Source organism: Comamonas terrae, assembly GCF_001544075.1.
In the GTDB taxonomy this organism is placed as follows: domain Bacteria; phylum Pseudomonadota; class Gammaproteobacteria; order Burkholderiales; family Burkholderiaceae_C; genus Comamonas; species Comamonas terrae.
The window spans coordinates 292,065-317,006 of sequence record NZ_BCNT01000001.1 but is presented as its reverse complement, the minus strand read 5'-3'; the positions used below and the strand labels follow the sequence as shown (position 1 = coordinate 317,006).

The 24,942-nt window shown below is 68.9% G+C and carries 25 protein-coding genes; 19 read left to right on the top strand and 6 right to left on the bottom strand.

Features of this window, described 5'->3' with window-relative positions; genetic code table 11:
- The first annotated feature begins 2 nt into the window (after nucleotides 1-2).
- The 12 genes from Cte04_RS01385 to Cte04_RS01330 all read left to right on the top strand — a co-directional run bounded on the left by Cte04_RS01385 (nucleotide 3) and on the right by Cte04_RS01330 (nucleotide 10,722).
- Complete coding sequence (locus Cte04_RS01385) at nucleotides 3-1,397, top strand: cobyrinic acid a,c-diamide synthase CobB (protein ID WP_066471781.1); 1,395 nt, start codon at nucleotides 3-5, stop codon at nucleotides 1,395-1,397.
- Nucleotides 1,398-1,442: 45 nt separating this feature from the next.
- Entirely contained in the window at nucleotides 1,443-2,009 is a 567-nt protein-coding gene (locus Cte04_RS01380; RefSeq protein ID WP_174522881.1) for a bifunctional adenosylcobinamide kinase/adenosylcobinamide-phosphate guanylyltransferase, read from the top strand.
- A 26-nt stretch (nucleotides 2,010-2,035) separates the two neighbouring features.
- Nucleotides 2,036-2,920 (top strand): ABC transporter substrate-binding protein, encoded by an 885-nt coding sequence (locus Cte04_RS01375; protein ID WP_157081807.1) that lies wholly within the window; start codon nucleotides 2,036-2,038, stop codon nucleotides 2,918-2,920.
- A gap of 14 nt (nucleotides 2,921-2,934) precedes the next feature.
- Nucleotides 2,935-3,942 (top strand): FecCD family ABC transporter permease, encoded by a 1,008-nt coding sequence (locus Cte04_RS01370; RefSeq protein ID WP_083526435.1) that lies wholly within the window; start codon nucleotides 2,935-2,937, stop codon nucleotides 3,940-3,942.
- Between the two features lie 5 nt (nucleotides 3,943-3,947).
- A complete protein-coding gene (locus Cte04_RS01365) occupies nucleotides 3,948-4,733 on the top strand; it encodes an ABC transporter ATP-binding protein (protein ID WP_066471778.1) in 786 nt (261 codons plus the stop codon).
- A 14-nt stretch (nucleotides 4,734-4,747) separates the two neighbouring features.
- Nucleotides 4,748-5,317, top strand: coding sequence for a cob(I)yrinic acid a,c-diamide adenosyltransferase (gene cobO, locus Cte04_RS01360; RefSeq protein WP_066470485.1), 570 nt, complete (start codon nucleotides 4,748-4,750; stop codon nucleotides 5,315-5,317).
- Between the two features lie 4 nt (nucleotides 5,318-5,321).
- Nucleotides 5,322-5,855, top strand: a complete 534-nt coding sequence (locus Cte04_RS01355; protein ID WP_066470484.1) for a methylated-DNA--[protein]-cysteine S-methyltransferase — start codon at nucleotides 5,322-5,324, stop codon at nucleotides 5,853-5,855.
- A 33-nt stretch (nucleotides 5,856-5,888) separates the two neighbouring features.
- Nucleotides 5,889-6,587, top strand: coding sequence for a 5,6-dimethylbenzimidazole synthase (gene bluB, locus Cte04_RS01350; protein ID WP_066470482.1), 699 nt, complete (start codon nucleotides 5,889-5,891; stop codon nucleotides 6,585-6,587).
- Nucleotides 6,584-7,660 carry an adenosylcobinamide-phosphate synthase CbiB gene (cbiB, locus tag Cte04_RS01345; RefSeq protein WP_066470478.1) on the top strand — a complete coding sequence of 359 codons (1,077 nt, stop codon included), beginning with the start codon at nucleotides 6,584-6,586 and terminating at the stop codon, nucleotides 7,658-7,660. The genes bluB and cbiB overlap by 4 nt, the downstream gene beginning before the upstream one ends.
- A complete protein-coding gene (locus Cte04_RS01340) occupies nucleotides 7,653-8,633 on the top strand; it encodes an aminotransferase class I/II-fold pyridoxal phosphate-dependent enzyme (RefSeq protein WP_066470475.1) in 981 nt (326 codons plus the stop codon). The genes cbiB and Cte04_RS01340 overlap by 8 nt, the downstream gene beginning before the upstream one ends.
- Nucleotides 8,634-8,698: 65 nt before the next feature.
- Entirely contained in the window at nucleotides 8,699-10,144 is a 1,446-nt protein-coding gene (locus tag Cte04_RS01335) for a cobyric acid synthase (RefSeq protein ID WP_174522880.1), read from the top strand.
- Nucleotides 10,145-10,302: 158 nt separating this feature from the next.
- Entirely contained in the window at nucleotides 10,303-10,722 is a 420-nt protein-coding gene (locus Cte04_RS01330) for a hypothetical protein (RefSeq protein WP_083526434.1), read from the top strand.
- Nucleotides 10,723-10,785: 63 nt separating this feature from the next.
- On the opposite strand, the gene Cte04_RS01325 is transcribed toward Cte04_RS01330, so the two are convergent.
- The 3 genes from Cte04_RS01325 to Cte04_RS01315 are packed head-to-tail and all read right to left on the bottom strand — an operon-like array spanning nucleotide 10,786 to nucleotide 12,441.
- Complete coding sequence (locus Cte04_RS01325) at nucleotides 10,786-11,175, bottom strand: YkvA family protein (RefSeq protein WP_066470470.1); 390 nt, start codon at nucleotides 11,173-11,175, stop codon at nucleotides 10,786-10,788.
- Nucleotides 11,172-12,143 (bottom strand): CDF family Co(II)/Ni(II) efflux transporter DmeF, encoded by a 972-nt coding sequence (gene dmeF / locus Cte04_RS01320; RefSeq protein WP_174522869.1) that lies wholly within the window; start codon nucleotides 12,141-12,143, stop codon nucleotides 11,172-11,174. Before dmeF ends, Cte04_RS01325 begins: the two co-directional genes overlap by 4 nt.
- Before the next feature lie 25 nt (nucleotides 12,144-12,168).
- Nucleotides 12,169-12,441: a metal/formaldehyde-sensitive transcriptional repressor gene (locus Cte04_RS01315; RefSeq protein WP_066470466.1), complete on the bottom strand. Its 273-nt coding sequence runs from the start codon at nucleotides 12,439-12,441 to the stop codon at nucleotides 12,169-12,171.
- Nucleotides 12,442-12,606: 165 nt separating this feature from the next.
- Here Cte04_RS01315 and Cte04_RS01310 point away from each other — a divergent pair, with 165 nt between their 5' ends.
- The 3 genes from Cte04_RS01310 to Cte04_RS01300 are packed head-to-tail and all read left to right on the top strand — an operon-like array spanning nucleotide 12,607 to nucleotide 14,327.
- On the top strand, nucleotides 12,607-12,999 hold the full coding sequence (locus tag Cte04_RS01310; RefSeq protein WP_066470464.1) for a COG4315 family predicted lipoprotein: 393 nt from the start codon (nucleotides 12,607-12,609) through the stop codon (nucleotides 12,997-12,999).
- A gap of 6 nt (nucleotides 13,000-13,005) precedes the next feature.
- Nucleotides 13,006-13,533, top strand: coding sequence for an RNA polymerase sigma factor (locus Cte04_RS01305; protein WP_066470463.1), 528 nt, complete (start codon nucleotides 13,006-13,008; stop codon nucleotides 13,531-13,533).
- A gap of 14 nt (nucleotides 13,534-13,547) precedes the next feature.
- A complete protein-coding gene (locus Cte04_RS01300) occupies nucleotides 13,548-14,327 on the top strand; it encodes an anti-sigma factor family protein (RefSeq protein ID WP_066470462.1) in 780 nt (259 codons plus the stop codon).
- Between the two features lie 42 nt (nucleotides 14,328-14,369).
- Here the strand turns inward: Cte04_RS01300 and Cte04_RS01295 are convergent, their stop codons facing one another.
- Nucleotides 14,370-16,631 (bottom strand): xanthine dehydrogenase family protein molybdopterin-binding subunit, encoded by a 2,262-nt coding sequence (locus Cte04_RS01295; RefSeq protein WP_066470459.1) that lies wholly within the window; start codon nucleotides 16,629-16,631, stop codon nucleotides 14,370-14,372.
- A 17-nt stretch (nucleotides 16,632-16,648) separates the two neighbouring features.
- Nucleotides 16,649-17,110, bottom strand: a complete 462-nt coding sequence (locus tag Cte04_RS01290; protein WP_066470457.1) for a (2Fe-2S)-binding protein — start codon at nucleotides 17,108-17,110, stop codon at nucleotides 16,649-16,651.
- Nucleotides 17,111-17,253: 143 nt separating this feature from the next.
- Between Cte04_RS01290 and Cte04_RS01285 the strand changes: the two genes are divergently transcribed.
- Entirely contained in the window at nucleotides 17,254-18,159 is a 906-nt protein-coding gene (locus Cte04_RS01285; RefSeq protein WP_066470454.1) for a LysR family transcriptional regulator, read from the top strand.
- A gap of 40 nt (nucleotides 18,160-18,199) precedes the next feature.
- On the opposite strand, the gene Cte04_RS01280 is transcribed toward Cte04_RS01285, so the two are convergent.
- Complete coding sequence (locus Cte04_RS01280) at nucleotides 18,200-18,763, bottom strand: TetR/AcrR family transcriptional regulator (protein WP_066470451.1); 564 nt, start codon at nucleotides 18,761-18,763, stop codon at nucleotides 18,200-18,202.
- A 203-nt stretch (nucleotides 18,764-18,966) separates the two neighbouring features.
- Between Cte04_RS01280 and Cte04_RS01275 the strand changes: the two genes are divergently transcribed.
- Genes Cte04_RS01275 through Cte04_RS01265 form a run of 3 tightly spaced genes read left to right on the top strand, consistent with a single transcriptional unit; the run spans nucleotide 18,967 to nucleotide 24,802 of the window.
- Nucleotides 18,967-20,193: an efflux RND transporter periplasmic adaptor subunit gene (locus Cte04_RS01275; RefSeq protein WP_066470449.1), complete on the top strand. Its 1,227-nt coding sequence runs from the start codon at nucleotides 18,967-18,969 to the stop codon at nucleotides 20,191-20,193.
- 23 nt (nucleotides 20,194-20,216) lie between these two features.
- Complete coding sequence (locus Cte04_RS01270) at nucleotides 20,217-23,363, top strand: multidrug efflux RND transporter permease subunit (protein ID WP_066470445.1); 3,147 nt, start codon at nucleotides 20,217-20,219, stop codon at nucleotides 23,361-23,363.
- Complete coding sequence (locus tag Cte04_RS01265; RefSeq protein ID WP_281178752.1) at nucleotides 23,360-24,802, top strand: efflux transporter outer membrane subunit; 1,443 nt, start codon at nucleotides 23,360-23,362, stop codon at nucleotides 24,800-24,802. Before Cte04_RS01270 ends, Cte04_RS01265 begins: the two co-directional genes overlap by 4 nt.
- Nucleotides 24,803-24,942: the final 140 nt, after the last annotated feature.

Here is a 24,942-nt window from a genome sequence, read left to right as displayed (position 1 = left end):
CCATGATGCAAACAACGCCTGCCGTGCGGCAATGCCCGGCGCTGCTGATCGCCTCCACGGCCTCGGGCCAGGGCAAGACCACGCTGACGGCGGCCCTGGCGCGGCTGCACAGCCGCCAGGGCCGCAAGGTGCGCGTGTTCAAGTGCGGGCCGGACTTTCTCGACCCCTACTGGCACGAGCTGGCCAGCGGCGCGCCCGTGCATTCGGTCGATCTGTGGATGACAGGCGAGGCCGATATCCATGCGCGGCTGCAGGCGGCGGCGCAGGAGGCCGACCTGATCCTGGTGGAGGGCGTGATGGGTCTGTTCGACGGCAGCCCCAGCGCGGCCGATCTGGCCCGCCTGCTGGGCCTGCCGGTGCTGGCCGTGGTCGACGCCTCGGCCATGGCGGGCACCTTCGGCGCCGTGGCCTACGGCCTGCAGCACTACCAGCCCGGCCTGCGCTGGGCCGGGCTGGTGGCCAACCGCGTGGCCAGCAGCCACCATGCCGATCTGCTGCGGCAAGGGCTGCGCGACCCCCAGGCCTGGCAGGGTGCCCTGGAGGGCATCACCCTGGAAGGCCCGCAGAAAAAGGCGGCCTTGCTGCCGGAGCGCCATCTGGGGCTGGTGGCCGCGCACGAGCTGGGCGACGCCCTGCAGCGCCTGGACGCCGCAGCCGATGCCCTGGCCCGCACGCCGCTGGGCCAGCGGCCATGGAAGGCCGACTCGGGGCAGGCCAGCTGGCAGGACTGGGCGGTCGACCTTGCCTTGCCGTCGCAGGCTGCGGAGCAGCCTCCGGCCATCGCGCCCCGGCTGACGGGCCGCACCATTGCGGTGGCGCGCGATGCGGCCTTTGCCTTTATCTACCCGGCCAACCTGGACTGCCTGCGCGCCATGGGCGCGCGCCTGGCATTTTTCTCGCCGCTGGCAGGCGACAGGCTTCCGTCCTGCGATGCGCTGTGGCTGCCGGGCGGCTACCCGGAGCTGCATGCTCCTGCATTGCAGGCCAACACCGGCTTGCGCGCGGATCTGGCCCAGCATATCGGTGCAGGCAGGCCGGTGTGGGCCGAGTGCGGCGGCATGCTGGCCCTGTGCGAATCCGTGACGGACACGGCGGGCCATACCCAGCGCCTGTGGGGCCTGCTGCCAGGGCAGGTGCATATGCAAAGCCGCCTTGCGGGCCTGGGCATGCAGCAGCTGGAGCTGCCCGGCGGGGTTCTGCGCGGGCATACTTTCCACTACAGCCGCCTGGAAACCGCAATGCAGCAGACAGGGCGCAGCAGCCGGCCCGGTGCCGCCGTGCAGGCCGACCGCGGCGAGGCCCTGTACCGGCACGGCAGCGTGCAAGCCAGCTATTTCCATGCCTGGTTTGCGTCCTGCCCGCGCGCCGTTGCGCGCCTGCTGGGCGCAGCGGCCTGAGAATCCGTAGCCAACATGAATCAGCCGTCCTCATCATCAATCTCCATGCCGCGGACCGAACTCATCGTGGGCGGCCAGAAAAGCGGCAAGTCGCGCCGTGCCGAGCTGCTGGCCCGCGACTGGCTGGCCGGCGCTGCCGGCCGCGAAGCCGCCCTGGTGGCCACCGGCCAGGCCTGGGATGCGGAAATGCATGCGCGCATTGCCCGCCACCAGCGCGACCGGGCCGAGCGCGTGCCGGGCATGGCCACCATCGAGGAGCCGCGCGACCTGGCGGCCGTGCTGGCCGTGCACAGCGCGCCGCACCGCCTGCTGGTCGTCGACTGCCTGACGCTGTGGCTGACCAACTGGCTGATGCCGGCCATGGAAGAGCATGGGCAAAAAAAGCCTCCAGCGCAGTCCTGGAAAGCGCAGGATGCTCTTTTTCTGAAAGCGCTTTCGCAGGCGCCGGGCCCGGTGATACTGGTCAGCAACGAGATCGGCCTGGGCGTGATTCCGCTGGGCGCCGACGTGCGTGCCTTTGTCGATGCGCTGGGCACGTTGAACCAGCAGGTGGCAGCGGCCTGCGACCGCGTGACTTTGATGGCTGCAGGCCTGCCTTTGCAACTGAAATGAAGAAATCCGTATACAGCCGCTGGTGGATGCGCGGTGCTGCGGCACTGGCGCTGTGTGGCCTGGCGGCTTCGGCTGCGGCCGTGCCGCTGGTGGCGCCCCAGGCCGTTACCGACGACCGGGGCCGGACCATCGAGCTGCCCCGCAACCCGCAGCGCATCGTGAGCCTGCTGCCTTCGCTGACCGAAAGCGTCTGCGCGCTGCAGATGTGCGACCGTCTCGTGGGGGTTGATCGCTATTCGAACTGGCCCGCATCGGTGCGCAAGCTGCCGGTGCTGGGCGGCGGCATAGATCCCAACATCGAGGCCGTGGTGGCCATGAAGCCCGACGTGGTGCTGCTGTCGCGAGCGGCCCGCGTGGCAGACCGCCTGGAGGCGCTGGGCCTCCAGGTCGTTGTGGTCGAGGTCAATTCGCAGCAGGGCGTGCACAAGGCGCTGGCGCGGCTGGCGCGCCTGCTGGGCGTGCCCGAGGCCGAGGCGGAAAAGGTCTGGCGAGAGATCAATGCCGGCGTGGATGCGGCTGCACAGTCCGTGCCCGCGTCGGCGAAAAACGCCCGCGTCTATTTCGAGGTCAACCGCGGGCCGTATGCCGCCGGACCGCAGTCCTTCATCGGCGAGACGCTGGCCCGCCTGGGCGTGCGCAACGTGGTGCCGCCCGAGCTGGGGCCGTTTCCGCGCCTGAGCCCGGAATTCCTGCTGCGCGCCAACCCCGACGTGATCATGATGGGCAGCCGCAGCATGCAGGTGGCCTCGTCTTATCCGGGATGGGAACGGCTGGCGGCGGTGAAGCACCAGCGCGTCTGCGTGTTTGCGCAGGACGAGGCCGACATCATCGTGCGCCCCGGCCCGCGCATGGCCGAGGCGGCGCGATTGATGGCGCGCTGCCTGGCGGCCACACTGGGCTCCGCCAAGTGAATGCCCCGAGCGACATGGGCCCGGGTCTGGCCCGCAGCCGCTGGCTGGCACTGGTGCTGGCCGCAATGACCGCACTGATGCTGGCCGTGGGCGCCAGCGTGGGCAGCACCGGCTGGGAGAGCGTGCTGCGCATGCGCGACGACCCGGTGGCCTGGCAGATCGTGACCGACATCCGCCTGCCGCGCTCGGCCGGCGCCTGGCTGGCCGGCGCGCTGCTGGGGCTGGCGGGCGCGGTGGCGCAGGGGCTGTTCCGCAACCCGTTGGCCGAGCCCTATCTGCTGGGCAGCGCGGCCGGCGCGGCGCTGGGCAGCGCCATCGGCCTGGTGGCCATGGGCACGGCGCTCACCGGCCTGGACATCTGGCACCGCCTGGGCATGACCGGCATGGCCTTCGCGGGCGCCGCCGGCGCCGTGCTGCTGACGGTGGCGCTGGCGCGCAATGTGCAGAGCACGCTGCGCCTGCTGCTGGCGGGCGTGATCGTCGGCGTGGTGCTGGGCGCCGTGCGCGACCTGATCGAGCTGCGCCACCCCGACATCCTGCAGGCCATGCAGAGCTTCGTGCTCGGCACCTCGGCCTTCGTGGGCTGGAGCGGCTGCGCGCTGATGCTGGCCGTGTGGCTGCTGTGTTCGCTGGGAGCCTGGGCCTTCTCGCGCGTGCTCGACGGGCTGACGCTGGGCGAGGCCACGGCGCACAGCCTGGGCCTGCCGCTGGCGCCCATGCGCTATGGCCTGGTGCTGGTGCTGGCGCTGGCCACGGGCACCTCGGTGGCGCAGACGGGATTGATTGCCTTCGTGGGCCTGGCTGCGCCGCACCTGGTGCGCAGCCTGGTGCGCGTGGGCCATGGCCGCAGCATTCTCCTGGCCAGCGCCATGGGCGGCGTGCTGCTGCTGGCGGCCGACATCCTGGCGCGCTGGCTGATCGCGCCGCAGGAGCTGCCCGTGGGCGTGCTCACCGCGGCGCTGGGCGGCACCTACCTGCTGTGGCGCATGCACCGCCGCACCGCGGGCGGAGGCCTGGGATGAGCGCCATGCCCCAGACCGCCATCGCGGCCGAACAGGTCAGCGCCCGGGTGCACCGCAAGCCCATCCTGCACGGCGTGACGGCGCGCTTTGCCACGGGTCGCTGGACCAGCATCGTCGGCCCCAACGGCGCGGGCAAGTCCTCGCTGCTCAAGGTGCTGTGCGGGCTGTGGCCCGCGCATGCGCTGCAGGGCGGGGTGCAGCTGCAAGGCCAGCCCCTGCAGCGCTGGCCGCGCCGCGAGCGCGCACGAGCGCTGGCCTGGCTGGGCCAGAACGAGACCGCCACCGACGAGCTGACCAGCTACGACGTGGCCATGCTGGGCCGGCTGCCGCACCAGGCCTGGCTGGCCTCGCCCAGCGACGAGGACCATGCCGTGGTGCGCCGGTGCCTGCAGGCCACCCAGGCCTGGGACTGGCGCCACCGGCCGCTGGCCGAGCTGTCGGGCGGCGAGCGCCAGCGCGTGCTGCTGGCCCGCGCGCTGGCCGTGCAGGCGAAGGTGCTGCTGATGGACGAGCCGCTGGCCAACCTCGATCCGCCGCACCAGGCCGACTGGATGCTCATCGTGCGCGCGCTGGTGGCCCGGGGCACCACCGTGGTCAGCGTGCTGCACGAGCTGTCGGTGGCGCTGCAGGCCGACGACATGCTCATCCTGCAGGCCGGCCGGGCCGTGCACCACGGCGCCTGCGCCGACCCCGCCACCCATGCCGCGCTGGAGGCCGTGTTCGAGCACCGCATCCAGGTGCGGCAGCTCGACGGCCAGTGGCTGGCCCTGCCGCGCACGATGCGCAATTGACTGGAAAGGAAACCATGCAGATCGAAACCCCTCCCACCGAGAAGCCCTACGAGAAGCCCGAGGGCGAGCGCCGCGGCCTGGTCATCGTCAACACCGGCGACGGCAAGGGCAAGAGCACGGCGGCCTTCGGCCTGGCCTTCCGCGCCACCGGCCGGGGCAAGGCCGTCAAGGTGTTCCAGTTCATGAAGGTGCCCACGGCGCGCTTTGGCGAGCATCGCCTGGCCGACCAGGTGGGCCTGCCCATCGAGGGCCTGGGCGACGGCTTCAGCTGGAAGAGCAAGGACCTGGAGCAGTCGGGCCAGCTGGCGCGAGACGGCTGGGAAAAGGCCAGGGCCGCGATCCTGGGCGGCGAGTATTTCCTGGTCGTGCTCGACGAAATCACCTATCCGCTGATCTACGGCTGGCTGCCGCTGCAGGAGGTGCTGGACACGCTGGCCGCGCGGCCCAGGGGGGTGCATGTCTGCCTGACCGGCCGGCGCTGCCCGCAGGAGATCATCGATGTCGCCGACACGGTGACCGAGATGAAGCTGGTCAAGCATGCCTTCCAGGCCGGCATTCCGGCCCAGCGCGGCATCGAGGACTGAGGCTGTGGCATTGCTCTGCTGCCACCTGCCCACGCCGCTGGGCGAGATGCTGGCCGTGGCGTCGGACCGGGGCCTGTGCCTGCTCGAGTTCGACACCCAGCAGCGTATAGGTCGGGAATTGGCACAGGTCGAGGCCGCGCGCGGCGGCCCGGCGCAGGAAGGCAGGAACGCCACTCATGACCAGCTGGCCGTGGAGCTGGCCGAGTATTTTGCGGGGCGGCGGCAGCGCTTCGGCGTGCCGCTGGACCTGGTGGGCACGCCGTTCCAGCTCGCGGCCTGGCAGGCGCTGCTGCAGATTCCCTATGGCCACACGCGCAGCTATGCCGAGCAGGCGCGCGCCATCGGCCGGCCCACGGCCACGCGCGCCGTGGCGGCGGCCAACGGGCAGAACAAGGTCTCCATCGTCGTGCCCTGCCACCGCGTGATCGGCAGCGACGGCAGCCTCACCGGCTTTGGCGGCGGCCTGCCGCGCAAGCAGGCGCTGCTGGCGCTGGAGGGCGGTGCGGTGCAGCGCGACTGGATCGCGGATGCCGGCTGAGCGGCAGGCGCCATAAAGGCTCACAATCGAACCATGGCCGACAACACCACCCCCGCCAGGCATGCCGGCATGATCGCCGCCACGCCCTTCACCGAGGCCGAGCGCGCCGCCGTCTACCGCGCCATCTACGAGCGGCGCGACATGCGCCACTTTGCCGGCGGCACCGTAGCCGAGGAGGTGCTGCTGCGCCTGCTGCGCGCCGCGCACCATGCGCCCAGCGTGGGCTTCATGCAGCCGTGGCGCTTTATCCGCGTCAAGAGCCGCGCGCTGCGCGAGGGCATCCATGCGCTGGTCGAGGAGGAGCGCGTGCGCACCGCCCAGGCGCTGGGCGAGCGCGAGCAGGATTTCATGAAGCTCAAGGTGCAGGGCGTGCTCGATGCGGCCGAGGTGCTGGTGGTGGCCATGCCGCCGGGGCGCGAGGCGCATATCTTCGGCCGCCGCACGCTGCCCGAGATGGACATCGCCAGCACCGCTTGCGCCATCGAGAACCTGTGGCTGGCCGTGCGCGCCGAGGGGCTGGGCATGGGCTGGGTGTCTATCTTCGAACCGCAGGCGCTGGCCGCGCTGCTGCGCATGCCCGCCGGCGCGCACCCGCTGGGCGTGCTGTGCCTGGGGCCCGTCGAAGCCTACTATGCGGAGCCCATGCTGCAGCAGGAGAAATGGGCCTGCCGCGCACCACTGCAGGACATGCTGATGGACGATGTCTGGACCGAGGAGCCGCCCGCGGCATGACGACGATCACCTGGACGGAACTGCTGGCCTGGTCGTTCAGCCCGCTGGGCTGGCTGTACCGGGCGCTCATGGCCGCGCCGGAGGCGGCCATCCTGTGGTCGCAGAACGTGCTGTGCGCGCTGATCGCCGTGCTGGTGGCCTTGCTGCTCGACCGGCTCTGGGGCGAGCCGCCCGCATGGCTGCACCCCGTGGTCTACATGGGCAAGGCGCTGGGGGCGATAGGGAAAAGAATAGCGCCTCGCGCTTGTCATCCAAGGGATTGGGTGCGATTTGTATTCGGAATGATTGCGTGGTGCGCGCTGGCAGCTATGGTTTTTGCCGTCTACTGGCTGATCCTCTTCTTATTGCCCTACCAGCCCTGGTGGTTGGCCGGCGTGTGCATGGGCGTGCTGCTCAAGCCGCTGCTGTCCTGGCGCATGCTGCGGGATGAGGTGCTGGCCGTCGAGGCCGCGCTGCAGCAGTCATTGCCCGCGGGCCGCGAGCGGCTGTCGTGGCTGGTCAGCCGCGATACCGCGCAGCTCGATGCGGGCACGGTACGCGAAAGCGCCATCGAGACCCTGGCCGAGAATCTCAGCGACTCGGTCGTCGCGCCGCTGTTCTGGTTTGCCGTCGCCGGCCTGCCGGGCGCGGCCGTGTACCGGCTGGCCAACACGGCCGATGCCATGTGGGGCTACCCGGGCTGGCGAGGGCAGGGCAGCGACCGCCGCCACTGGCAGTGGGCCGGCAAATGGGCGGCGCGGGCCGACGATGTGCTCAACTGGATTCCGGCACGCCTCACGGCCGCGTGGCTGGCCCTGGTGGCCGGCGGCGTGCCCTGGCAGGTGCTGCGGCGCGATGCGTGCGCCACCCCGTCGCCCAACGGCGGCTGGCCCATGGGGGCAATGGCGCTGGCGCTGGGCGTGCATTTGTCCAAGCCCGGGGTCTACCAGCTGAACCCGCAGGGCGCGGCGCCCGGTTCCGCCGACCTGCGGCGGGCCGTGCATCTGGCATCCAGGGTGATTGCGGCGCAGGCGGGGTGTGCGCTGGCAGCCATCGTTGTGATGGCGCTATGGCGAGTGATGCTCCATGGCTGAGGGCATGCACGGCGGCACCGATGCGCTGGGCGTGCCCGCGCACGACTTTTCCACCAACCGCAACGCCTGCGGACCCTGCCCCGTGGCCCTGGCCGCGCTGCAGGCCGCGCATGCGGCGCAGTATCCCGATCCGCTCTACACCCACCTGCGCGCACGGCTCGCGGCCTTCCACGCGGTGGAAGGGCGGCGCATCCTGGTCGGTGGCAGCAGCAGCGAGCTGATCCACCGCCTCACGCAGCATGCGGCGCGCAGCGGCGCCCAGGCCGTCGCGCTGCCGCGGCACCACTATGGCGACTACGCGCAGGCGGCGCGCGTCTGGAGTCTGAAGCCGTCGGCGCAGGGCGAACTGCATTGGCTCTGCGAACCGTCGAGCCCGCTGGGGCAACTGGAGTCATTCCCCGAGCCGACCGGCGATGGCTGGCAGGTGCTGGACTGCGCCTACCGACCGCTGTGGCTGGACGGCGGGCCGCCGCAGCGCGGCCTGGATCACCTGTGGCAAATATGGACGCCCAACAAGGCCCTGGGCATGACGGGCGTGCGCGCCGCGTATGCGATTGCGCCGCTGCATGCCACGGACGACGAACTGGGCGCGCTGCGCGCGCTGGCGCCGTCCTGGGTGGTGGGCGCGCATGGCGTGGCCCTGCTCGAGGCCTGGACGACCAAGCAGGCGCAGCAATGGCTGGCGGGCAGCCTGCAGACCTTGCGCGACTGGAAGCGCCGGCAGCTCGCGCTGTGCGAGCGGCTGGGCTGCCAGGTCGTTGCCGGCCACCAGGCCAATTACTTCGTGGCGCGGCTGCCCTTGACCGAAGCGCACCTGCAGCAGCGCCTGGCCCACCTGCGCGCGCAGGGCATCAAGCTGCGCGACTGCACGAGTTTCGGGCTGCCCGGCCACGTGCGCATGGGCGTGCTGCCTCCCGCATCGCAGGCCGCGCTGGAGCAGGCCTGGAAAGCCATCGAGAACCAAGCGATATGAACGACAGGATCCAACTGCCCCGGCCCCCCCGGCCCCTGCCGGGCCGGCGCCCGGCGCTGTGCGTGATGGTGCTGGGCACCAGCAGCGGCGCGGGCAAGAGCTGGGTGGCCACGGCGCTGTGCGCCTGGTACCGGGCGCAGGGCTACAAGGTCGCGCCCTTCAAGGCGCAGAACATGAGCAACAACGCGCGTGTCGTCGCCACGCCCGATGGCCAATGGGGCGAGATCGGCACCGCGCAGTACCTGCAGGCGCTGGCCGCGGGCGCCGTGCCCGACGTGCGCATGAACCCGCTGCTGCTCAAGCCCGAGGCCGACACGCACAGCCAGGTCGTGCTGTTCGGCCGGGTGGACGAAGCCCTCAGCCGCATGCCCTGGCGCGGCCGCAGCCTCCAGGTCTGGCCGCAGATCGCGCAGGCGCTGGACGAGCTGCGCGCCGAGAACGACGTGGTGGTGATCGAGGGCGCGGGCTCGCCGGCCGAGATCAACCTGCATGCCAGCGACGTGGTCAACATGCGCGTGGCCAAGCACGGCGGCGCGCACTGCCTGCTGGTGGCCGACATCGACCGCGGCGGCGCGTTTGCCCACCTGTACGGCACCTGGGCGCTGCTGCCGGAAGGCGAGCGGCAACTCATCCAGGGCTTTGTGCTCAACAAGTTCCGCGGCGACGCGAGCCTGCTCGCGCCGGCGCCGCAGATGCTGCAAGAGCTGACGGGCGTGCCCACCGTGGCGACCATCCCCATGCAGTTCCAGCACGGCCTGCCGGAAGAGGACGGCGTGTTCGACGACCGCGGCAGCGCGGGCGGCGGGCAGGCCGTGCACACCACGATCGCCATCGTGGCCTACCCGCGCATCAGCAACCTCGACGAATTCCAACCGCTGCTGCAGGTGCCGGGCGTGCGCGTGGTCTGGGCGCGCAGCCCGGCCCAGCTGGCCGGTGCGGACTGGGTGATCCTGCCGGGCTCCAAGGCCACGGCGGCGGATCTCGCCTGGATGCGCGCCCAGGGGCTGGATGCCGCCGTGGTGCAGCATGCCGGGGCCGGCCGGCGCGTGCTGGGTATCTGCGGCGGCCTGCAGATGCTGGGCGAGGCGCTGGTCGACCTGCACGGCGTGGACGGCAATGCCGCGGGCCTGGGCCTGCTGCCGCTGGCCACGCTGTTCGAGCCCGCCAAGACCGTGCAGCCGGCCGGGCACGAACTGCCGGCCCTGCGCGCGCCCTGGCAGGCGCTGTCGGGCGTGCGGGTGCAGGGCTACGAGATCCACCACGGCCGGACCCAGTTGCGAGCCGACATGCAGGCCGGGGCGTCGGCCCAGGCCCGGGAACTGCTGACCGGCATGCTCTGGCAAAGCGGCGATGGCGCCGTGCTGGGCACCTATCTGCATGGACTGTTCGAGAACGCTGCCGTCATCCATGCGCTGTTCGGCCAGGGCGCCCCCAGCCTGGAGCAGGTGTTTGCCCGGCTGGCGAAGGGCGTGTCGCAATGGTTCGCCCGGGAGGCGGGCGCCGGAACCTGAGCTATCTCAAGGCATTGCACCGGCAATGCCGGCATGCTGTGCGTGAACGCAGCTGTAGGCCGAGGCCTGCATGGGCTGATGGGGTGTGCCGATAAAAGCGGCCCAGGAAAACCCGCATGCTTGATTGCGTTGTTCACCCAATGAGAATGGAGTTACAGATGACCGGCTTTGGAATTCGTACTTTTCAATTGGCGATTGGTGCGCTGGCGCTGACAGTGGCTGGCTGGGCCGGGGCACAGGCTGCCGACACTGCGGCTCCGGCATCGGCACCCGAGGCGGCTGCGGCCAAGCCCGCACCCAAGGCGCAAAAGCACCACCAGCACAAGAAGCGCAACTATGCCAGCCCCGCGGAACGCGAAGCTGCCGCCGTCAAGGAAGAAGCCCGCCGCGGCCGCCTGGGCGATGGCAAGAGCGCCAGCCAGTATGAGCAAAACGCCCTGGCACGCTGCAATGTCTTCAAGACCGACCTGGACCGCCAGGCCTGCGTGGGCCGCATCCAGAACGGCCAGACCAGCGGCTCCGTCGAAGGTGGCGGCACGCTGATGGAGTACACCCAGCAGGTGCCCGTGAACCAGTAAGCGGCTTCATGCGCGCAAAAAAAGGCTCCTGCGGGAGCCTTTTTGTTTTCGGATGACGCTTTGTCACTGTGGCTTGAGCCAGGCCCACAGTGCCAGGCCCATCAGCAGCCACAGAATGACGATGAGCACGGCGCCGGCCCGGCTTTGGGGCTTGGCGCCCTCGGCCTGCATCCAGGCGTCGGCCTGCTGGCGGCATGCCGTCAGCACATCGGGTGGCAGCAGCCTGACGGTCAACCAGATCAGGGCCGGCAGCAGCAGGACATCGTCCACATAGCCGAGCACGGGAATGAAGTCCGGAATCAGATCGATGGGGCTCAGCGCATAGGCCACCACGAACAGGCCCAGTGCCTTGGCATACCAGGGCGTGCGGGGATGCCTGCCGGCGAACCAGAGCGTGATGCCGTCGCGTTTGACACGCCTTGCCCAGGTCTTGAGGGTATTGCCGATGCTCATGGTTGGCGCAGGGGCTGCACTTCGACGGTGAGATGCGAAAGCTCGTGGATATGGGCCAGCTGCGCCTTGTAGTGGGCGGGCTCTTTCGGGTTGGGGGCGGTCAGCGCCACGATGGCCGCGAAATGTCCCGGCCCTACCTGCCATACATGCAGATCGGTGAGCTGACTTTCGGATGCGGCCAGGGCCTCCCGGATTTCCTGCTGTACCTGCTGCCCTTCGCGGCCGGCGTCCAGCAGCACGCTGCCCGCATCCTGGACCAGGCCCCATGACCACCGCGCAATGACCAGGGCGCCGACCACGCCCATGGCAGGATCGGCCCAGGCCCATCCATAGCTGCGACCCAGCAGCAGGGCAGCGATGGCCAGGACCGAAGTCAGCGCATCGGCCAGCACATGCAGATAGGCCGCGCGCAGATTGTTGTCCCGGCCCTTGCCATGGTGGCCGCCATGGTGATCATGGTCATGATGGTGATGGGCGTGGTGGTGATGCCCGTGGTGCGCGTGGTCGTCCTTGAGCAGCCAGGCACAGGCCAGGTTGACGAGCAGGCCCGCTGCAGCCACGGCGATGGCCTGGTCGAAATCGATAGAAATGGGCTGGGTGAGCCGCACCAGGCTTTCCCAGCCGATCAGCAGCGCGATCAGCGCCAGGACGATGGCACTGGCAAATCCGGCCAGATCGCCGAGCTTGCCGGTGCCGAAGGTGAAGCGGGGGTTGCCGGAGTGGCGGCTGGCAAAGCGATAGGCCAGGGCGGCAATCAGCATGGCCCCCGCATGGGTGGACATGTGCCAGCCGTCGGCCACGAGGGCCATGGAGCCATAGACCGTGCCAGCCGTGATCTCGGCCAGCATCATGGCGGTGGTCAGGGCGATCACCATCCAGACCTTGCGCTCGTTGCGCCCGTGGTCGCTGCCGAGAAAGACGTGGTCGTGGCCGGAGGCCACCGCGGAGGAGGTTGCATGCATGCTCATGGCCGGGTTCCTGATGCCGATGCCTTCATTTCATGTAGGAGCGGATGACCTCGATCATCTCTTCGCCGCCGTGGCGGCGCCCGGCGTCGTCGGTGGCTTCCAGCACATGCTCGCGCAAATGGTCTTCCATCACTTCCACGGTCAGCCCGCCGACCGCGCCGCGCACCGATGCAATCTGGCGCAGCACCTCGATGCAGGCTGCATCGGTTTCCAGTGCACGTTCGATGCCTTCCAGTTGCCCCTTGATGCGGCGCACGCGGGCAATCAATTTGTCTTTCTGGCGAGCGGTGTGGGACATGGCAGATGGGATGAAAAATAGTATGGGGGACTATATTAATAGGCTGAAGCCGTCCCTGTTGCCATGCAGGACAATCCGCCCTCCGCAGGAGGCGGCAGGAAAATCCGATGGAATAAATCGCCTCGCCCGGCTGTTTACTGCAGGTCAACACCAAGGAGACATTCCATGACCCGCCTTGCTTCTCTTTCCGTTCTTGCTTCGGCCCTGCTGGCAGCCTGCTCGAGCGCCTATGTCGGCCAGCCCAGCTCCCCGGCCACGACTTTGAACGGCGTGCTGGTCGGCCCCAGCCAGATGACGCTCTATGTATTCGACCGCGATGCGGCAGCCGGTGCAGGCAAGAGCGTCTGCAACGGCGGCTGCGCCACCAACTGGCCGCCGCTGATGGCGCCTGCCAGCGCCTCGGCCATTGGCGACTGGAGCGTGGTGACGCGCGACGACGGGGGCCGGCAATGGGCCTACAAGGGGCGCCCGCTCTACTACTGGAGCAAGGACGCCAAGCCGGGCGACAGGACGGGCGACGGCTTTCTCAACAACGCATGGCATGTCGCCAAGCCCTGAGCCTGCGTGCAGGTAGAAGCCGCCATTGCCCATATTCCCCGCCTGCGCCGCTATGCACGGGCGCTGGTGGGGGATGCCGCCCGTGCCGACGATCTGGTGCAGGACACTCTGGAGCGCGCCTGCCAGAAGTGGGCACTATGGTGCCCGCCCGAGGCCGGTTCTGCCACCGAAGTCCAGGCAGCGCTGCGCAGCTGGCTGCTCACGCTGATGCACAACCTGTACGCCAACCAGTGGCAGCAGGCGGCGCGCCAGCGCACGGTGGACTGGGACGATGCCTGGGACGGCGGGCACGATCCCACATCGCAGATGGCGCTGCGCCTGGACCTGGAGCGTGCGCTGGCGCTGTTGGCGCCGCAGGCGCGCGAAGTGCTGCTGCTGGTGGGGATGGAGCAGCTGAGCTATGCCGAAACGGCGCAGATGCTGGGCATTCCGATAGGAACCGTGATGTCGCGCCTCGCGCGTGCACGTGAACAGCTTAGGCGCCTGATGGAAGGGGCCGCACCTTCCCGGACTGTGTTGAAAGCTGTCAAATGACGGGGAATCTATCAATGACCGCGGGCCGCCCTGATGAAACCATGCTCCATGCCTGGGTGGACGGAGAACTTGCACCGGCAAGCGCTTCGGAAGTGGCGCAGTGGCTGGCGGAGAACCCCGACGAGGCGGCACGCATGGCCGCCATTCAGGCCCAGCGCGCCGGCCTTCAGGCCCTGCATGCCCAGCTGCTGGATGAGCCCGTTCCCCCCCAGCTGCGCCGCGCGCTGCGCAGGCCGCTGCAATGGCAGTGGCCGCATGCGCTGGCCGCCGGCCTGATGCTGGGTGTGGGTTTGGGCATGGGCTACGGCCTGGGCGGAAGAGAGCATGCCGATATGGCGACTCGGGCGCGCGCCGTGCCGGCTTTCGCGCGCGAGGCGGTGGCTGCGCATGCGGTCTATGTACCCGAGCAGCGCCATCCGGTAGAGGTTGCCGCGCAGCAGCAGGTCCATCTGGTGCAGTGGCTGTCCATGCGCCTGGGCGTGCCGCTCAAGGTGCCCGCGCTTGACGCACTGGGCTACCACCTGGTCGGCGGGCGCCTGCTGCCCGGAGAGGCGGGGCAGTCGCGGGCACAGTTCATGTACGAGGATGCGGCCGGCCAGCGTGTGACGCTGTATGTGTCGGTGCTGGCCCGGACGGGTAGTGTGAAAGCGCCGGCAAGCTTCCAGTGGACCGAGGAGGGCGCGACGCACGGCTTTTACTGGGTGGACGGGCGGCAGGGCTATGCCGTGAGTGCGGCCTTGCCCCGCGACCAGCTTCATGCGCTGGCCGAGGCCATTTATCGGCAGCTGGATTGAGCAGGACATAGCCCATGCGCATGGGCTATGTTTCAAGGTGCCTTAAGCCAGCTTGAACGGCAGCTCGCGCAGCGGCTTGCCCGTGAGTCGCGCCACGGCATTGGCAAAGGCTGGCGCCAGCGGCGGTACCCCCGGCTCACCCATGCCCGTGGGCGCATCGGCGCTGGGAACGATGTGCACGGCCAACGTGGGCATGTCGGTCAGGCGGGCCACGGTGTAGTCGTTGAAGTTGCCCTGTTCGACCACGCCGTCCTTGAAGGTGATGGCCGCGCCCGGCAGGCACATGCCCAGGCCCATCAGCGCGCCGCCCTGCACCTGGGCCTCCACGCTCTTGGGGTTGACCGCGAGGTTGCAGTGCACGCCGGCGGTGACGGCATGCAGTTTGGGCACGCCGTCCTGCACCGAGGCCTCGACCACGTAGGCCACGACCGACTCGAAGGACTCGTGCACCGCCACGCCCCAGGCGCGGCCTTGCGCCAGCTGGCGCTTGCCGTAGCCGGATTTGTCCACGGCCAGCTTCAGCGCGGCGGCATGGCGCGCATGCTTGTCGCCGAACTGCTTGAGGCGGTACTCGACCGGGTCCTGGTTCGTGGTGCGGGCGATCTCGTCGATCAGCGTCTCCATCACGAAGGCCGTGTGGGTCGAGCCCACGCTGCGCCACCAGAGCACCGGTGCATTGAGCACCGGGTGGTGCACCGACAGGCGCATGGGCAGGTCGTAGGGCTCCTTCATGCCCTCGACGGCCGTGCCGTCCACGCCGTTCTTGACCATGAAGCCCTCGAAGGCCGTGCCGTGGGCGATGGACTGGCCGACGAGGACATGGTCCCAGGCCAGCACCCGGCCCTGGTCGTCGAAGCCGATCTCGGCGCGGTGCAGGTGCATGGGGCGGTAGTAGCCGCCCTTCACATCGTCCTCGCGGCTCCAGACCATGCGCACCGGCGCATCCAGGCCGGCCGCGCGCGCGGCCCTGGCGATCTGGCAGGCCTCGGCCACGTAGTCGCTGGTGGGCGTGGCGCGGCGCCCGAAGCCGCCGCCCGCCATCTGCACGTTCACCTGCACGTTCTTCGGCTCCACGCCGAGGATGCGCGCAGCCGTCGCGGCCTCCCAGCCCGGCGCCTGCGTACCCAGCCACAGTTCGGCCCGGGTGGCCGCGCCCTGGCCCGAGAGGCGCACGGTGCAGTTGAGCGGCTCCATGGGTGTGTGCGCCAGGTAGGGGAAGAGGTATTCCGCGCTGATCTTGTGCGGTGCGCTGCCAAGTTTGGAAACGTCGGCGTCGTACTTGAGTGCGCCGGGCTTCTGCGCCAGCTCGCGGTACTGGGCGAGCTGCTGCGCCGAATCGACCTTGCCGACGCCTGCGCTGTCCCATTCGATCTTGAGCGCATCGCGCCCCTGCTTGGCGGGCCAGTAGCCGTCGGCCAGCACGGCCACGGTCTCGCCGCCATGCACGCTGGGCACGCGCAGCACGGCGCGCACGCCCCGGATGGCCTTGGCGGCGCTGTCATCGACCGAGGCCGGCTTGGCGCCGAAGACGGGCGGGTGCGCGACCACGGCGGTGAGCATGCCCGGCAGCCGGGTGTCGATGCCGTAAGCCTGCATGCCGCTGGACTTGGCGCGCGCGTCGATGCGGCCGGTGGCCCGGCCGATGATGCGGAAGTCCTTGGGGTCCTTGAGCGCCACGGCCTGCGGCACGGGCAGCTTCATCGCGGCGTCGGCCAGCTCGCCGTAGCCGAGCTTCCTGCCGCGCGGGCCGATCACCTGGCCGGCCTGCGTGCTTAGCGTGTCGGCCGGCACGTTCCAGCGCTGGGCCGCGGCCGCCAGCAGCATGGCGCGGGTGCGGGCGCCCAGCTCGCGGTACTGCGTGTACGAGTGCTTGATCGCGGTGGAGCCGCCGGTGAGGTGAAAGCCCATCACCGGATCCACGTAGGCCGGGTCGGCATTGCCGTGCATGCTGCGCACCTTGGACCAGTCGGCGTCCAGCTCCTCGGCCAGCACCATGGGCAAGCCGGTCTGCACGCCCTGGCCGAAATCGAGGCGGTTGATGGTGACGGTGACGATGCCGTCGCGGTCGATGTGGACGAACGCGGCCGGCTGCTGCGTGGGCCTGAGGCCCGCATTCGCGCCACTCGCGGCCTCGCCGCCGGCCTGGGCCAGCACGGCGGCGGGAAAGGCGCCGAGCGCAAAGCCTGAGGCGGTGGCGATCTTGAGGAAACTGCGGCGTGAGGTTCCGCCGGCCGTGCCGGAATCGTCCATCAGCGTGCGCAGGCCTTGCGGCATGTCGTGGAGCATGTCGGTGGTGATGTGCATGGTGGGTGCTCCTCGGGTCAGGCCAGGGTCTTGGCGGCGTCGTGGATGGCGGCGCGGATACGCGCGTAGGTGCCGCAGCGGCAGATGTTGCCGGCCATGGCGGCGTCGATGTCGGCGTCGCTCGGCGCCTTGTTGCCCTTGAGCAGCGCGGTGGCGCTCATGATCTGGCCGCTCTGGCAGTAGCCGCACTGGGCCACGTCGTGGCGCACCCAGGCGTCCTCGACGGCCTTGCCCACCTTGTCGGAAGCCTGGGCCTCGATGGTGCTGAGCTTCTGCCCCTCGGCGGCCGAGATGGGCGTGATGCACGAGCGGATGGCCTGCCCGTTCAGGTGCACGGTGCAGGCGCCGCACATGGCCATGCCGCAGCCGAACTTGGTGCCCTGCAGGCCCAGCGTGTCGCGCAGCGTCCAGAGGATGGGGGTGGAGGGGTCGACATCGACCGAGGTCGGCTTGCCGTTGAGGGTGAATTTCACGGGCATGGGGCGTTCTCTTTCTTCTCGCGGGTTGCGGGGCCCCGGCACACATCGCGCGCGGGGGTGGCGAGCAGTGTGCCGCAGTCCGTTTGAAAGAAAAATATAGCCTATCTATCTAAGTTATCAAATTTTGCTTAACAATCGAAGGCATGAAGCCCGAGATCCTGGCCTCGCTGGCCGCCTTCGAGCAGGTGGCCCTGCACCGCAGCCTGACCTATGCCGCGCATGCGCTGGGCGTGACGCCGGCCGCGCTGTCGCAGACCATCAAGAAGCTGGAAGCGCGGCTGCAGGTGCGCCTGTTCGAGCGCACCACGCGCAGCGTGAACCTGACCGAGGCGGGCCGCGCCTACCTGGAGCGCGTGGCCCCGGCGCTGGCCAGCCTGCAGAGCGCCACCGAGGACCTGCAGACCAGCGCCGGCGTGGAAGGCGGCACGCTGCGCCTGACCCTGGCCCACCCCGCGGGCCGCGTGCTGGTGGAGCCGCTGCTGGCCGAGTTCTTCGCCCGGCACCCGCACATCGCGCTGGAGCTGGTCTACGACGACGGCTTCGTCGACATCGTGCGCGAGGGCTTCGACCTGGGCATACGCATAGGCGATTCGCTGGAGGGCGACATGATCGCGGTGCGGCTGACGCACGAATTCCGCATGTGCTGCGCGGCCACGCCCGCCTACCTGCAGGCGCACGGGCGGCCGCAGCACCCCGATGAGCTGGCCGCGCACCGCTGCATCAACTACCGCATGCGCAGCAGCGGCGCGGTCTACAAATGGGAGTTCATGGTGGATGGCCAACTGACCGAGCGGTCCGTGCACGGACCGCTGGTGGTCAACCACTGGGAGGCCGGCCTGCGCGCCGCGCTGGACGGCGTGGGCCTGACCATCGGCTGGAGCGAGTCGATGGCGCCGCTGCTGCAAAGCGGCGAGCTGGTGGAGGTGCTTGCTCCCTATTGCGCCATTTTTCCGGGCTTTTACGCCTACTACCCGCAGCGCGCGCATCTGCCGGTCAAGACACGGGTGTTCCTGGATTTTCTGACCCGGCGCTTGGGCCGTTCGATCTGAGGGCGCGCCTGCCCAGCTTCCTGCGGCCAGTACCCATGGTCTAGGTGCCGGCCTGCGGCTGGGCCTGAGCGCCTTGCAGGAAGGCGCGCTCCACCAGCGAGGCCAGTCCCGCCCGGGCCACGCGGCCGCGCCGCTCGGCATCGGCCAGGCCCAGGAACGTGGAAAGCCAGATCTCGGTCAATGCGGCCGCACTGAAATCGATGCGAAAGACCCCTTGCTGCTGCCCACGCAGGAAAAAAGCGTCCAGCCGCTGCTCCCAATCCGTGTACGAGTCTTCGGATGCCTCGGCATTGTTCCAGTAATAGGTCAGAAACGCGGCAAGTTCCCTGTGCTCGAGCTGGAGCGCGGTCAGGCGCTGCAGGGCCTCACGCGGAGTGCCTTCCTCGAGTCTGGCCTGGGCCAGCGCACTGTCCATGGCTTTCAGCCCGTGATCTATGAGGCGGTCGACCAGTTGCTCCCGGGTGCGGCAGAAGCGGTAGAGCGTGGCCTTGCTGATGCCGATGGCCTTGGCCAGCTCCTGCAGCGAGGCGCGGGGATGGTTGACCATGGCGAGGGCCAGTGCGGACAGGATGCTGTTGTCTTGTGGGGCGCTTGCTGCAGCCATGGAAGTCGTCCTTGCGTGAGATGTAGTTATTGGAACAGAGAAGATTCAAATCTAGACAGGAACGAGTTCCTGAGTGCATTGCCTAGATTTGTGTCCTGTTAAAAATTCAGTTTCGGAAAATTGAATCAATTTAGATTCAATTGGTATTTTTGTATATCATTGCATCCTTTGTGGAATTTCTTGAACCGAAAAGGGTGGCAACAATGGCAATGCATCAAGAGAGACTGTGGCGGCCCATCGCTGCGGCAGCCATGGTGGTGCTGATGGCTGGCTGCGGTCAGCACCAGGCATCCGGGGGCGGACAGGACGAGAAGCCCGTGGCAGTGGACGTGATGGCGGTGCAGGCGCAGCGGCTGGAGCTGCGCAGCGAGCTGCCGGGACGTATCGAGCCGGTACGTGTGGCCGAGGTGCGCGCACGGGTGGCGGGCATTGTGCTGAGCCGGCATTTCGAGGAAGGCTCGGACGTCAAGGCGGGCGACGTGCTGTTTCGCATCGACCCGGCTCCGCTGCGCGTGGCGCTTTCACGTGCACAAGGGGAGCTGGCCAGGGCTGAAGCGGCCCTGGGTGAGTCGCAGGCGCTGGTGCGCCGTTACCAGCCGCTGGTGGAAGTCGAGGCCGTGAGCCGGCAGGACTTCGAAGCGGCCCAGGCCGCCTTGCGCAGTGCCCGGGCAGCGCGCCAGTCGGCCCAGGCCGAAGTGGATGCAGCCAGGCTGAGTCTGGACTACGCCACGGTCAGGGCCCCGATTTCGGGGCGCATTGGACGCGCACTGGTGACCGAAGGTGCGCTGGTCGGCCAGGGCGAAGCCACGCCCATGGCACTCATCCAGCAACTGAGCCCCGTCTACGCCGATTTCCAGCAGTCGGTGGCCGAGGTGCAGCGCTTGCGGGCAGCCTTGGCAGAGGGGCGACTGTCGCAGCACCAGGACAAGGGTGCGGAGATTGCGCTGACGGTGGAGGGCAGCGGCCAGCGGCGCCAGGGGCGGCTGATGTTTTCCGACGTGACGGTGGACCGCAACACGGGGCAGATGGCCTTGCGCGGCCAGTTCGACAACCGCGACGGCATGCTGCTGCCCGGCATGTACGTGCGCGTGACGGTGGGGCAGGGCGTGGACCCGGCAGCGATCCTCGTGCCGCAGCGCGCCGTGCAGCGCGGCGCGGACGGCAAGGCCCAGGTGCTGGTGGTCGATGCGCAGGATACGGTGCAGGCGCGTGCCGTGCAGACCGGAACCATGCACGGCGCGCAATGGCATATCACCGAGGGCCTGAAGCCCGGCGAGCGCGTGGTGACCGGCCGCATGGCGGCCGTACAGCCCGGAGCCAAGGTGAAAGCCAATGTGGTCTCCGCAGATGCAGCCCATGCCGGTGCGTGCTCGCCGGCCAGTCCCGCTGCCGATGCTGATGCAGCAGCGACGCCGCAGGCCGGAGCCTGAGCTGCGGCTTGCAAGGAATCAACATGTCCAGATTTTTCATCAACCGCCCCAATTTCGCCTGGGTGGTTGCAATCTTCATCCTGCTTGCAGGGCTGCTGGCGATACCGGTGCTGCCGGTCTCGCAGTTCCCCAACGTGGCGCCGCCGCAGATCTCCATCTCGGCCACCTATCCGGGAGCATCGGCCACCACGGTGATGGAGTCGGTGACCAGCGTGATCGAGGAGGAGCTCAACGGCACCAAGGGCCTGCTGTACTTCGACTCCTCCAGCGGCTCCACCGGCCTGGCCGAGATCACCGCCACCTTCGCGCCGGGCACCGATCCCGCACTGGCCCAGGTCGAGGTGCAGAACCGCATCAAGAAGGCCGAGGCGCGGCTGCCCGCCGCGGTGATGCAGATGGGCCTGCAGGTCGAACAGGCCAGCGCCAATTTCCTGCTGATCTACTCGCTCACCTACAAGGGCGATGACACCGGCAAGAACGAGGTCCGGCTGTCCGACTTCGCCGTGCGCAACATCAACAACGAGATCCGCCGCGTGCCTGGCGTGGGCAAGGTGCAGTTCTTCGGTGCCGACGTGGCCATGCGGGTCTGGGTCGATCCGCGCAAGCTGCTGGGCTACGGGCTGTCGATCGCCGACGTGAATGCGGCCATCGCCGCGCAGAACGCCCAGGTCCCGGCTGGCAGCTTCGGCAGCCAGCCCGGTTCTGCCGAGCAGGAGCTGAGCGCCACCATCGCGGTCAAGGGCACGCTGAGTTCGCCCGAGGAGTTCGGCCGGATCGTGCTGCGCGCCCATGCCAACGGCTCGGTGGTGCATCTGGCCGATGTGGCGCGGCTGGAGGTGGGCCAGCTGGACTACAGCTTCTCGTCGCGCGAGGACGGACGCAAGGGCGTGGCGGCAGCCGTGCAATTGGCACCGGGGGCCAACGCCATGCAGACGGCCAAGGCCGTCAAGGCCAGGCTGGCCGAGCTGTCGCAGAACTTCCCCAGCGATATCCAGTACGCCGTGCCCTACGACACATCGCGCTTCGTGGAGGTGGCCATCGGCAAGGTGATCCAGACCCTGGTGGAGGCCGTGGTGCTGGTGTTCCTGGTGATGTGGCTGTTCCTGCAGAACCTGCGCTACACGCTGATTCCCACCATCGTGGTGCCGGTGTGCCTGGCCGGTACGCTGGGGGTGATGTATGCGCTGGGCTTTTCGGTCAACATGATGACCATGTTCGGCATGGTGCTGGCCATCGGCATCCTGGTGGACGATGCCATCGTGGTGGTGGAGAACGTCGAGCGCATCATGGCAGAGGAGGGGCTGTCGCCGCTGGCTGCCACCGTGAAAGCCATGCAGCAGGTGTCGGGGGCCATTGTCGGCATCACCCTGGTGCTGGTGGCGGTGTTCCTGCCGCTGGCCTTCATGAGCGGCTCGGTGGGCGTGATCTACCGCCAGTTCTCGCTGTCGCTGGCGGTGTCCATCCTGTTTTCGGGCCTGCTGGCTCTGACCTTCACGCCGGCACTGTGCGCCACGCTGCTCAAGCCCATCGCCCAGGGTCATCATGACGAGAAGAAAGGCTTCTTCGGCTGGTTCAATCGCCGGTTTGCGCAATTGACCGAGCGCTTCTCGGGCCTGAACCAGCGGCTGGTCAAACGCACGGGCCGCTACATGGTCATCTATGCGGCCATTGTGGGCGGCCTGGGCTTTGCCTACACGCGCATGCCGGAGTCCTTCGTGCCCTACGAGGACATGGGCTATTACATCGTGAGCGTGCAGCTTCCGCCGGGTGCGACCGAGGCCCGTACCGAAGCCATGGTGCGCGACATGGAGGCCTACGTCCAGAGCCGCCCCGCCACGGCGCAGGCCGAGTTCCTGATGGGCTACAGCTTCTCGGGCATGGGACAGAACGCGGCCCTGGCCTTCGTCACGCTCAAGGACTGGTCGGTACGCGGCGCCGGACAGGCCTCGTGGGACGAGGTCCAGGCCTTCAACCAGCGCTTTGCCAGCCTGGCCGACGGCACGGCCATGGCGGTGGATCCACCGCCCATCGACGGCCTGGGCAATTCGGGCGGCTTTGCGCTGCGGCTGCAGGACCGTGCCAACCTCGGCCGCGAGGCCCTGGTCGCCGCGCGCGACGAATTGCTGAAGAAGGCCAATGCCTCGCCGGTGATCGCCTACGCGATGATGGAGAACCTCGAGGATGCGCCGCAGCTGCGCCTGGACATCGACCGGCGCAAGGCCCAGGCCCAGGGCGTGAACTTCGCGACCATCAGCACGGCGCTGTCCACGGCCTATGGCTCGGCCGTGATCAACGAGTTTCCGAATGCCGGGCGCCTGCAGCGCGTGGTGGTGCAGGCCGACACGGCGGCGCGCATGCGGCCCGAGGACATCCTGAGCCTGTACGTACCCAACGAGCGGGGCGAGCAGGTTCCGCTGTCGTCATTTGCCTCTGTGGCCTGGGAAATGGGGCCGGTGCAGATCTCGCGCTACAACGGCTACCCGGCCTTCCGCATCGCGGGCGACGCCAGGCCCGGCCATACCACCGGCGAGGCCATGGCCGAGCTGGAGCGCATCATGGGAGAGTTGCCGCAGGGCATAGGCTACGAATGGACCGCACTTTCCTACCAGGAAAAGGCCGCCGGCGCGCAGGCTCCCAAGCTGTTCGCCCTGGCCATCGTCGTGGTCTTCCTGCTGCTGGTGGCGCTGTACGAAAGCTGGAGCATTCCCGCGGCCGTGATGCTGATCGTGCCCATCGGCGCGCTGGGCTCGGTGCTGGCCACATCGGCCGTGGGCCTGGCCAACGACGTGTACTTCAAGGTCGGCCTGATCACCATCATCGGCCTGGCGGCAAAGAACGCCATCCTGATCGTGGAGTTCGCCAAGGACCTGCACGAGCGCGGCCATTCGCTGGCGGACGCGGCACTGCAGGCGGCCCGCCTGCGATTCCGTCCCATCGTGATGACCTCGCTGGCCTTCATCCTGGGCGTGGTGCCGCTGGCGCTGGCCACCGGCGCGGGCGCCTCCAGCCAGGCGGCCATCGGCATCGGCGTGATCGGCGGCATGCTCAGCGCCACCTTGCTGGGGGTGATCTTTGTTCCCATCTTTTTTGTCTGGGTGCTGTCGCTGTGGCGCCGCCATGAAACCGTTGAGGCGGGCGCTGCAGCAGCTCGCCAAGGAGAGTCCGCGTGACGCAAGGCCTTGTTTCCTCTCTTTCCTGCCGCCTGGCTGCTCTGGCCGCAGGCTTGGTGCTGGCCGGCTGCGCCTCGCTGGCGCCGGTCTACGAGCGTCCCATGGCGCCTGTTCCGGGTGAATGGCCTGCCGATGCCGAGGCCGTGCCGGACAGACCCTCTGCCGCCACGCTGCAATGGCAGTCCTTTGTGACCGATGAGGTCGTGCGGGCGCGCATCGCCCAGGCGCTGGCGCACAACCGCGACCTGCGCCAGGCAGTGCTCGATGTCGAAGCTGCGCGAGCCCAGTACGGCGTGCAAAGAGCCGACCGCCTGCCAGGCCTGGATCTGCAGGCCTCGGGCAGCCGCCAGCGCCTGCCTGGCGACCTGAGCGCCACGGGCCAGCCCATGGTTCAGAGCAGCTACCAGGCGGGCGTGGGGCTGGCGTCCTTCGAGCTGGACCTCTTCGGCCGGGTGCGCAACCTGTCGGAGGCTGCCCTGCAGGAATACCTGGCAACCGAGGAGGTAGCCCGCAGCGTGCAGATCAGCCTGGTGGCGGAAGTCATCCAGGCCTCGCTGGCACATGACGGTGCACGCCAACGTGTGGAGCTGGCACTGCGCACGCTGGCTTCGCGCGAAGCGGCGCTGCAGCTGGTGAAGCAGCGCCGCCAGATGGGGGTGGACACCGCGCTGGACCAGAACGAGGCGGAGGGGCTGGCCGAGCAGGCCCGCGCCGAGCTGGAGCGTGCCGAGCGGGAGTACCGGCAGGCGGGCAATGCGCTGGAGCTGCTGCTGGGTCAGCGTCCTGCGGACAGGGAGCGTGCCCTCGATGCCCTGCCACTGGTACAGGACATTGGTGCCGGCACGCCCGCCGAATTGCTGATCCATAGGCCGGACATCCGGGCGGCCGAACGACAGCTGCGGGCCCGCCATGCCAGCATCGGCGCGGCGCGCGCGGCATTCTTTCCGCGCATCACGCTGACAGGCTCTTTCGGCAGTTCCAGCACTCAACTGTCGGACCTGTTCGGCGGCGGCCAGCGCAGCTGGTCTTTTTTGCCGCAGCTTCAGCTGCCGCTGTTCGATGGTGGCCGCAACCAGGCCTCTCTGGACCTGGCCAGGGTGCGCAAGGACATGGCCGTGGCTGCCTATGAGAAGAGCATCCAGACGGCGTTCCGGGAGGTGGCCGACGCATTGGCTGCCATCGACACGCTGCGGCGCGAAGAGGTCTCCCGGCGCAAGCTGGCCGCCACAAGCGCAGAAAGCCTGCGCCTGGCCGCGGTACGCTATCGCGGTGGGGTGGACAGCCATCTGCGGTATCTGGACGCCGAGCGCAGCAACTTTGCCAGCCAGATGGCCGTGATCGAGGTGGCAACCCAGCGCCAGATGGCGTTGGCCGCCTTGTTCAAGGCCTTGGGCGGCGGCTGGAACGCTGCGAAGATCTGCGCAGCTAAGGCGCTGTGAGGCCTCCCCGTGAAAGCCTGCCGCCGGCTTGCCAGCGGCAGGCTTTCTGTTTCCACGATCCGTTTTTCGCGGGGGCCCAAGTCCGTGCCGACGCATGCCTGGTGCGCCGGTCGCCGAAGTTTTTGATAGCGCTTGGGCGG

Bases quoted from the DNA above. Each gene is read 5' to 3' on its own strand.
- Cte04_RS01385 (WP_066471781.1), top strand. From the start codon at position 3: ATGATGCAAACAACGCCTGCCGTGCGGCAATGCCCGGCGCTGCTGATC.
- Cte04_RS01380 (WP_174522881.1), top strand. From the start codon at position 1,443: ATGCCGCGGACCGAACTCATCGTGGGCGGCCAGAAAAGCGGCAAGTCG.
- Cte04_RS01375 (WP_157081807.1), top strand. From the start codon at position 2,036: ATGCGCGGTGCTGCGGCACTGGCGCTGTGTGGCCTGGCGGCTTCGGCT.
- Cte04_RS01370 (WP_083526435.1), top strand. From the start codon at position 2,935: ATGGGCCCGGGTCTGGCCCGCAGCCGCTGGCTGGCACTGGTGCTGGCC.
- Cte04_RS01365 (WP_066471778.1), top strand. From the start codon at position 3,948: ATGCCCCAGACCGCCATCGCGGCCGAACAGGTCAGCGCCCGGGTGCAC.
- cobO (WP_066470485.1), top strand. From the start codon at position 4,748: ATGCAGATCGAAACCCCTCCCACCGAGAAGCCCTACGAGAAGCCCGAG.
- bluB (WP_066470482.1), top strand. From the start codon at position 5,889: ATGGCCGACAACACCACCCCCGCCAGGCATGCCGGCATGATCGCCGCC.
- cbiB (WP_066470478.1), top strand. From the start codon at position 6,584: ATGACGACGATCACCTGGACGGAACTGCTGGCCTGGTCGTTCAGCCCG.
- Cte04_RS01340 (WP_066470475.1), top strand. From the start codon at position 7,653: ATGGCTGAGGGCATGCACGGCGGCACCGATGCGCTGGGCGTGCCCGCG.
- Cte04_RS01335 (WP_174522880.1), top strand. From the start codon at position 8,699: ATGGTGCTGGGCACCAGCAGCGGCGCGGGCAAGAGCTGGGTGGCCACG.
- Cte04_RS01330 (WP_083526434.1), top strand. From the start codon at position 10,303: ATGACCGGCTTTGGAATTCGTACTTTTCAATTGGCGATTGGTGCGCTG.
- Cte04_RS01325 (WP_066470470.1), bottom strand. From the start codon at position 11,175: ATGAGCATCGGCAATACCCTCAAGACCTGGGCAAGGCGTGTCAAACGC.
- dmeF (WP_174522869.1), bottom strand. From the start codon at position 12,143: ATGAGCATGCATGCAACCTCCTCCGCGGTGGCCTCCGGCCACGACCAC.
- Cte04_RS01315 (WP_066470466.1), bottom strand. From the start codon at position 12,441: ATGTCCCACACCGCTCGCCAGAAAGACAAATTGATTGCCCGCGTGCGC.
- Cte04_RS01310 (WP_066470464.1), top strand. From the start codon at position 12,607: ATGACCCGCCTTGCTTCTCTTTCCGTTCTTGCTTCGGCCCTGCTGGCA.
- Cte04_RS01300 (WP_066470462.1), top strand. From the start codon at position 13,548: ATGACCGCGGGCCGCCCTGATGAAACCATGCTCCATGCCTGGGTGGAC.
- Cte04_RS01295 (WP_066470459.1), bottom strand. From the start codon at position 16,631: ATGCACATCACCACCGACATGCTCCACGACATGCCGCAAGGCCTGCGC.
- Cte04_RS01290 (WP_066470457.1), bottom strand. From the start codon at position 17,110: ATGCCCGTGAAATTCACCCTCAACGGCAAGCCGACCTCGGTCGATGTC.
- Cte04_RS01285 (WP_066470454.1), top strand. From the start codon at position 17,254: ATGAAGCCCGAGATCCTGGCCTCGCTGGCCGCCTTCGAGCAGGTGGCC.
- Cte04_RS01280 (WP_066470451.1), bottom strand. From the start codon at position 18,763: ATGGCTGCAGCAAGCGCCCCACAAGACAACAGCATCCTGTCCGCACTG.
- Cte04_RS01275 (WP_066470449.1), top strand. From the start codon at position 18,967: ATGGCAATGCATCAAGAGAGACTGTGGCGGCCCATCGCTGCGGCAGCC.
- Cte04_RS01270 (WP_066470445.1), top strand. From the start codon at position 20,217: ATGTCCAGATTTTTCATCAACCGCCCCAATTTCGCCTGGGTGGTTGCA.